Source organism: Microcystis sp. M113S1, assembly GCF_020246945.1.
Taxonomy (GTDB): domain Bacteria; phylum Cyanobacteriota; class Cyanobacteriia; order Cyanobacteriales; family Microcystaceae; genus Microcystis.
Window position 1 is genome coordinate 1 of record NZ_JADBSA010000194.1, and the last position, 7845, is coordinate 7845.

At 44.3% G+C, this 7845-nt stretch carries 8 protein-coding genes; 6 read left to right on the plus strand and 2 right to left on the minus strand.

All coding sequences use genetic code 11. From position 1 onward, the window contains the following. Nucleotides 1-250 (minus strand): helix-turn-helix domain-containing protein (locus IM319_RS09825; protein WP_287735467.1); only part of this gene is annotated, 250 nt, incomplete at its 3' end. Between the two features lie 91 nt (nucleotides 251-341). Here IM319_RS09825 and IM319_RS09830 point away from each other — a divergent pair. From IM319_RS09830 to IM319_RS09855, 5 genes are all read left to right on the plus strand, one after another. Further along, on the plus strand, nucleotides 342-1358 hold the full coding sequence (locus tag IM319_RS09830) for a thiamine phosphate synthase (protein ID WP_287735468.1): 1017 nt from the start codon (nucleotides 342-344) through the stop codon (nucleotides 1356-1358). A gap of 243 nt (nucleotides 1359-1601) precedes the next feature. Further along, nucleotides 1602-1811, plus strand: coding sequence for a sulfur carrier protein ThiS (gene thiS, locus IM319_RS09840; protein WP_002751314.1), 210 nt, complete (start codon nucleotides 1602-1604; stop codon nucleotides 1809-1811). Nucleotides 1812-1844: 33 nt separating this feature from the next. Next, nucleotides 1845-2981 (plus strand): anhydro-N-acetylmuramic acid kinase, encoded by a 1137-nt coding sequence (locus IM319_RS09845; RefSeq protein WP_425185033.1) that lies wholly within the window; start codon nucleotides 1845-1847, stop codon nucleotides 2979-2981. Next, nucleotides 2978-3748, plus strand: coding sequence for a peroxiredoxin-like family protein (locus IM319_RS09850; RefSeq protein ID WP_287735470.1), 771 nt, complete (start codon nucleotides 2978-2980; stop codon nucleotides 3746-3748). The genes IM319_RS09845 and IM319_RS09850 overlap by 4 nt, the downstream gene beginning before the upstream one ends. Before the next feature lie 409 nt (nucleotides 3749-4157). Beyond that, the gene (locus IM319_RS09855) at nucleotides 4158-4469 is read left to right on the plus strand and encodes a 2Fe-2S iron-sulfur cluster-binding protein (protein ID WP_287735471.1); all 312 of its coding nucleotides are present in this window, start codon (nucleotides 4158-4160) and stop codon (nucleotides 4467-4469) included. Between the two features lie 236 nt (nucleotides 4470-4705). Here IM319_RS09855 and hemC read toward each other — a convergent pair whose 3' ends face one another. Beyond that, the gene (gene hemC / locus IM319_RS09860) at nucleotides 4706-5665 is read right to left on the minus strand and encodes a hydroxymethylbilane synthase (RefSeq protein WP_002778319.1); all 960 of its coding nucleotides are present in this window, start codon (nucleotides 5663-5665) and stop codon (nucleotides 4706-4708) included. A gap of 384 nt (nucleotides 5666-6049) precedes the next feature. Here hemC and IM319_RS09865 point away from each other — a divergent pair, with 384 nt between their 5' ends. Further along, nucleotides 6050-7621 carry an SUMF1/EgtB/PvdO family nonheme iron enzyme gene (locus IM319_RS09865; protein ID WP_287735472.1) on the plus strand — a complete coding sequence of 524 codons (1572 nt, stop codon included), beginning with the start codon at nucleotides 6050-6052 and terminating at the stop codon, nucleotides 7619-7621. The last annotated feature ends 224 nt before the right edge of the window (nucleotides 7622-7845 follow it).

A 7845-nucleotide genomic window follows, 5' to 3' on the forward strand; every position in this document is an offset into this window, starting at 1 on the left:
GGTGTCTTAACCCTTGTTGCAAAGGTACACAGCTTACTTCATTGAGAAAGTCTAATTCTTCTTGCTTTTTCCAATCGGTTAGCATCGAAGAAGTTTGAGCATATCCTACTCTTTCTTGCTTTTCGTACCATGCTTGTGTTCTGAGATGGAGTGCCTTATTGTAAACTAATCTTACACAGCCCAAAGTGCGCCGCAATAGCGACTCTTGTTCTGGTGTGGGGTAAAATCGAAACCAATAGGCTTTTTCCATGTCTCACATTTTAGCATATATTTGGTAAATGTGTTAATATTTAACAGTAAAGCCGTCGTAGAACGACGGGGTTTCAGACCCAAAATTTTCGATGAAACTAGAAACTACGGCGATTAAACGGATTCTTGATGCTAACCTTGACCGCGCCAGAGAAGGACTGCGAATTATCGAAGAATGGTGTCGTTTTGGCTTAGATAATCCCGATTTAGCCCAAGAATGTAAAGAAATGCGCCATCAATTAGCTAGTTGGCACTCGATCGATCTTAAACGACATCGGGACACAGCCGGCGATATCGGCAGGGATTTAAGCCATCCCAGGGAAGAAATCCGCGAGACTGTCGAGGGACTGCTGCAGGCCAATCTCGCTCGCGTACAGGAGGCTTTCAGGGTTTTAGAAGAATACGGTAAACTCTATGATCTGGAACTAGGGATAGCCTGTAAACAGCTGCGCTATCGGGTTTATCAGCTAGAGAGTAAACTATTAATCTCTCCACCTCTGGAAAAACTGCAAGCATCTCCCCTCTATTTAGTCACTTCTCCTGTGGAAAATCTCCTAGAAATCGTCGAATTAGCCCTAAAAGGAGGTTTAAAATTGGTGCAGTACCGCCATAAAACCGCCGCTGATACCATTCGTTTAGAAGAGGCCGCTAAACTGTGTGAGTTATGCCACCGTTACGATGCTTTGTTTATTATGAACGATCGCGTCGATATTGCTCAGGCCATTCTTGCCGATGGTGTTCACCTCGGTCAACAGGATGTACCGATTTCCCTAGCGCGGCAATTTCTCGGCCCGACGGCAATTATCGGCCGGTCCACCACTAATCCCCAAGAGATGGCCAAAGCAATCCAAGAAAAGGCCGATTATGTGGGAGTCGGTCCAGTTTATGCCACCCCCACGAAAGCGGGAAAAGCACCCGCAGGATTGGAATATGTCCGTTATGCGCGGGAAAATTGCCCTTTACCCTGGTTTGCGATCGGTGGTATTGATAGTAGTAACATTAAAGAGGTTTTAGAGGCAGGAGCGCAGCGGGTAGCTGTAGTCCGGGCCATCATGGAAGCGCAGCATCCCGAGGTCATCACCCAACAATTATTAAACCAATTAAAGTAGGGAACGGGGGAGTGGTGTGTAGGGTGTAGGGTGTGGGGTGTAGGGAAATGGGGAAATGGGGAAATGGGGAGATGGGGTGTAGAAAGAATAAATAAAAATAATCTCCTGAATACTGTCTCGGAGAATACTGTCTCGGAGAATACTGTCTCGGAGAATACTGTCTCGGAGAATACTGTCTCGGAGAATACTGTCTCGGAGAATACTGTCTCCTCCGATTAACTTGATTCGTTCATATCCAAATCCATGTCAGAAATAACCTTGCAAATCAACGGCAAAACTCAAACCTGTTTACCCGCAACTAAACTACCGCAAATGCTAGAAAATTTGGGCATGAATCCTCGGTTAGTTGCCGTGGAATATAACGGGGAAATCCTCCATCGTCAGTATTGGGAAAACACCGAAATCAAGGAGGGGGATAAATTAGAAATTGTTACTATTGTCGGGGGGGGATAAAATAATCAACAATCGACACTTGAGGGAAAAAACTTGTTAGTTATCGGTTTAATGAGTGGCACATCGGTGGATGGCATCGATACCGCTTTAGTGGAGATTAGCGGTACTGTGGAATCTCCACAGGTGCAGTTATTAGCTGGAGAAACCTATCCCTATTCCCCCCGATTACGAGAGACAATTTTGCAAGTCTGTGGGGGAGAAAAGCTATCTATTGAAGCTTTAGCCAGCTTAGATGATGATATCGCCGCAGAATTCGCCCATGCCGCTTTAAATATCCAAAAAGAAGCCCCAAAAGCCCAATTAATCGGCAGTCACGGTCAAACCGTTTTTCATCGACCCCCCGAAAACGATCGCCTCGGTTACACAGTACAATTAGGACGGGGAGCAGCGATCGCAAAAATTACCCGTATTCCCACCATTAGTAATTTTCGCGCTGCCGATATCGCCCAAGCTGGTCACGGTGCGCCCCTAGTGCCGAAAATTGACGCTTATCTGCTCTCTCACCCCACTAAAACCCGCTGCGTCCAAAATATCGGTGGTATTGGCAATTTAACCTATCTACCCCCCCGACAAAGGGAAAATTGGCAGCAAAAAATTTTCGGTTGGGATACTGGCCCCGGTAATGTCCTCATCGATTTGGCCGTACAATTTTTGAGCCAAGGCCAACAAACCTACGACCATAACGGTCAATGGTCGGCTCAGGGTCAACCCTGCTCCGAATTAGTTCATAAATGGCTACAGGAGCCTTATTTTCAACAATATCCTCCTAAATCCACTGGCAGAGAGTTATTTAGCCCCGCCTATCTAGCCCAATTGCGCCAGGATGCCCAAGCTTATTCCCTCAGTGATGCCGACTGGTTGGCTAGTTTAACCGATTTAACCGCCATTTCGATCGCCCACAGCTATCAAACCTTTTTGCCAGAAATGCCTGCGGAAGTGCTGCTCTGCGGTGGTGGCGCTCGCAATGCCTACCTGCGCCAACGACTCCTAGCACATTTGGGGTCAAATGTCAAGCTTTTGACCACCGATCAGTTAGGATTAAATAGCGATTTTAAAGAAGCGATCGCTTTTGCCCTCTTGGCCTATTGGCGCTGGCACAATTTCCCCGGTAATTTACCGAAAGTCACGGGGGCAAAAGCAGCGGTTTTATTAGGAGAAATTTACCTATGAGCAGCAGCTATGAAATATTTTCAACAATTCAACGCCAAAGGGTCAGCGATGGGCAAATAGTGCCAATTTTAAGCGATTGTACTGGGTATAAACGTCTTTTAATTCTTGTTTGGCCGCAATTGGGAGATTTTGACAGTCTCGAATACGCTTGGTGGTTAGAAAAAGAGGCAGCCCTTTGGCAAAATGCCGGGATAACCATTCGGGCCATCGGTATCGGCGATCGCAATTCAGGTTTAAAATTCGCTGAATATACGAAATTTCGGCAAGATTGGCTTTTTGTTGACCCCAAAGCCGAATTACATAATTTATTGGGACTGTATCGCGGTTTATCGTTAAAATTACCCAGATTTTCCCCCGGGCAAAATGCTTGGTTAAATCTAATTTTCATGTGTGCGGGTGTGGGTAGTCCGGGGACTCTGGCCGAAGTGCTGCGGGGTTATCTTGGCGATCGCAAAGCCCCCCAATTAATTGCCGAGGAGGAAACAATTCAAGCGCGGCCTTTACCACCTTTCCGGGGTTCCCTATTCAATCTTGCTGGGGGTCAAGGTTTTCAGCGACCTTTTGAATTAGCCACCCTGAGACTGCGTAATATGAGTCAAGTTTTGGGCAATTGGCCAACCTATGTTCCTGATAGTAGTTATCTCACCCAACGGGGAGGGACTTTTTTATTTGATAATCAAGAAAATTTACTCTATGAGCATCGAGATCGAGGTATCTTGGGTTTTGCTGAGAATATGAGTTATCCTCTCGCTTTTTTGCAGGATTAAGCTTTTTTCTTCTCCATCTCGCCCACTCCCAACTCTTTTTTAGCTTTTCTAGCTGATATAGCAAAGACCAAGGTGCTTAGGACAATCCATCGCTGAAACCCTGTTCAGATAAGAGTTTGAAAATTGAAAGCGTCCTAAATAACCCATTATTTGCTATAGCTAAAAAACTTTAATGTTATCCAACTACTTATTACCTAAAGATTGATGAAATTATTTGACGATTCATCCACAACTAGCGGGGGTTATTTATCTAAGAGATAAGTAAATATTATTTTAAGTTTATTTAAGGCTGTCATTACTAATGCTAAGTTGAGCATGGTAAATTTTCCCGTAGTATCAAAAAGGAAACTAATTCGACCCGTTCAGTCTAAACGGCGAGAGAAGGCATTTTGAGATTGAGCAACAACCTATGGCAAAGAAAACAAAGACAACCACTTATAAAGTCACCCTGAAAACACCCGATGGCGACCATACAATTGATGTTCCCGATAATGAATATATTCTCGAGGCAGCAGAAGAAAAAAAATTAGATTTACCTTTTTCTTGCCGTGCTGGTGCTTGCTCTGCTTGCGCTGGTAAAATCGAATCCGGTAGCGTTGATCAATCCGATCAATCTTTCTTAGATGACGATCAAATTGAAGCGGGTTATGTCCTCACCTGTGTCGCCTATCCTACTTCTGACTGTGTGATCGTCACCCACAAAGAAGAAGAGTTGTACTAATTTAGGTCAATATTTGGGAGTTAGACAGTCCAACCATACAACAATAATAGAGCGGGAACTGCAAGAGCGACAGTTCTCGCTCTATTTGTATTTTTGGCTCTTGACTCGACAGTGATAGTCTGATAGTTTCATGTCCTCATATTACCTTGCTTGACTATATCTGACCATATTTGTATTGAACCTTCTAATACCGCTCACTTAAAACTCAAATCTGATAACTGATAACCGATCACTGATTATCGTCCCACTTCAGCGAAAATCTCGGCTAAAATCTCTCCAGCACCAGCATCGCGCAGTTTATGGGCTAAATCTCGTCCTAAAGCTTCCCCATGGCTAGGATCACCGCTAACCGAGTCCTTAATCAAGCGCTTACCGTCGAGACTAGCCACCATACCCGTTAAAGTTAGGATACCATCCTCGATCGCCGTATTCACTCCGATGGGAACTTGACAGCCCCCCTCCAACTCCCGTAAAAAAGCGCGTTCAGCATAGCATTTATCGCGGCTAGGGGCGTGTTCCAACACTTTTAGGACTTCCAAGACCTCCGGATCAGCATCGCGGCATTCTATCCCTAAAGCCCCCTGTCCCACCGCATGGAGAGAAATTTCCGCCGGAATAACCTGATGAACTCGATCGCCTAATCCTAACCTTTCTAACCCGGCTACTGCCAGAATAATCCCATCGTATTCTCCCGCGTCCAGTTTGGCCAGACGGGTGTTGACATTGCCGCGCACATCTTTAAAAGTCAGATGGGGATAATGGTGACGCAACTGGGCCAATCGACGCAGAGAAGAAGTCCCAATTACTGAACCTTCTGGTAAATTATCTAATTGATAGTCTTGATTTTTGCTATTTACCACCAAAGCATCGGCCGGATTAACTCTTTCCGTGACGCAACCCAAGATTAAGCCTTCGGGTAAATTAGTGGGCAGATCCTTGAGAGAATGGACAGCAAGATCGATCGATCTATCCAACATTCCCACTTCTAATTCTTTGGTAAATAAACCCTTATCACCGATTTTCGCCAGGGCCACATCGAGAATTTTATCGCCTTGGGTACTCATCGTCTCCACCTCAAACTGTCGATGGGGGTGGTGTTTACTCAATTCTGCCTGTACCCAGTAGGTTTGTACTAGGGCTAACTGACTTTTACGGGAACCGATACGCAGGGAACGAGGAGGACTAGAAACGGACATATCTGAAGTAGGAATTTAACTAAACATCTATCTGACTGCTCGATCTAGACTATCCTGATCTCACCCCTGTTGAGTAATCACTTTCTGGGTTGGGGGTAAATAGTTACATCTCTTAATATTTTTGGGGGAGTGGGGGATGGGGTGATGGAGTTTTAGGGAAATAGTCATAGGTTTGTTTAATCTCTCGCAATCCCTTTACTAGAATGGGATGATGAGGTCAAAGTTTTTGCGGCTATAGGTTGAATTAAGCAGAGTAAAACCATTATTCCCCATGGCACAGCAAAGCTAAAAGCTCAAGTTAAAATAGAGAAACAAAGGTTAAAACAGAGTCTAACCAATGACAATATTTTAACGGAAAAATTGACTAATTCAGGAGTTATTATCATGCTAGACCAAATGATGAAGATGTTAGAAGGACAACAAATAAACTCTTATCGTCTGAATAAGTTTATCGGTGCGGGGGGTTTTGGAGGTGTATTTCATGCCAGTGAAATAGTCAGAAATACATCGGTTCAAGAAGTGGCAATTAAAGTTATTCCCGAAAGTAGCGATGATAAATTAATTGAGTTACAAAATGCCAGAAAATTAGAACATTCTAATTTAATTAAAGCTTATTCCGTGGGGGAATTTCGTTTTCTCAATACGGAGATGCTTTATTTAGTGATGGAACTGGCACAGGGTAGCCTAGAAAATCACATTCAAAAAGGCGGTTTGTCATCGGGGGAGATTAAAAATATTACTGCTCAAGTCGCCCAAGGCTTAAATTATCTTCATGGACAAAATAAAGTCCATCGAGATTTAAAACCGGGTAATATCCTGAGGGTTAATCAACAATACAAGTTAGCAGATTTTGGCTTAATTAGAACTTTAAATAACAAAAGCCACACTCAAACAGTACATAATAGCGGGACAATTATTTATATGCCTCCCGAAGCCTTTAAAGGTGATATTTCATCGGCTTGGGATCTGTGGTCATTGGGTATTATGTTAATCGAAATGACGACTAATCAACTTCCCTATAAGTTTAATAATGATATTAACCAATTAATGGCAAAGGTGATGAATTGTGAGCTACAAATCCCTAGTTTACCGAAAGAGTTTAAACCAATTATTGAAGGGTGTTTGCAAAAAGATAGAAAACAAAGATGGACGGCACAACAGGTTTTAAATGCTTTACAACCTGTTCAACAAGCACAAGCAGCAGTCAGGATGCCTGTGTCATCAATACCCCCAATTGCTTCACCTACTCCATTTACCGAAAACCTAGCCAAGGGAGTCACACTAGAGATGGTAAGCTTACCAGCAGGTCAATTTCTCATGGGTTCTTCTGAAAGAGATTATGAAAAGCCTCCACACCAAGTTAAAGTCAACAGTTTTGCCATCGGCAAATATCCCATTACTCAAGCACAATATCAAGCGGTAATGGGAAACAATCCCTCTCACTTTAAAAATAATCCCCAAAATCCGGTAGAAAAGGTTAGTTGGAACGATGCTCAAGCTTTTTGTCAGAAATTGAGTCAAATAACAGGGAAAACCTATCGCCTACCCACAGAAGCGGAATGGGAGTATGCTTGTCGTGCGGGGACTACTACTCGCTTTTATTTCGGTGATGATGCTAATCAGTTAGGAGATTACGCTTGGGGTAGAGAAAATTCTAATAACAAAACTCATCCCGTAGGACAGAAAAAGCCCAATGCTTGGGGACTACATGACATGAGTGGCAATGTTTGGGAGTGGTGCGAAGACGATTGGCATGATAGCTATGCTGGAGCGCCGGATGATGGCACGGCGTGGATTGATAATGATAATCGTTCTCAGTCTCGAAAATGTCTGCGCGGCGGTTCTTGGGGCAATAGCCCTTATAGCCGTCGTTCTGCCAACCGCGGCAGGAACGACCCCGACAACCACAGCGACTACGACGGTTTTCGGGTTGCGTGTGTCTCCCCAGGACTTTAACCCTTTGCTCTTTTGCCTTTTTGCCCTTTGTCTCCCGCCGCTAGGCGGGGCGATTTTTTTTTGAGATTTTCGGTAGGACAATTCTTGACATCCTCACCGCCGTAAACGGACGGTGATTCCCAAACCTCACGATTTAGGTTTCTGCTTCTTTCCCTTGCGGGGTTCCGCACCTGCCTTAACAGAGTAAATCTGTTCTGGTCTTATGGTCGCTCTACAGACTGACA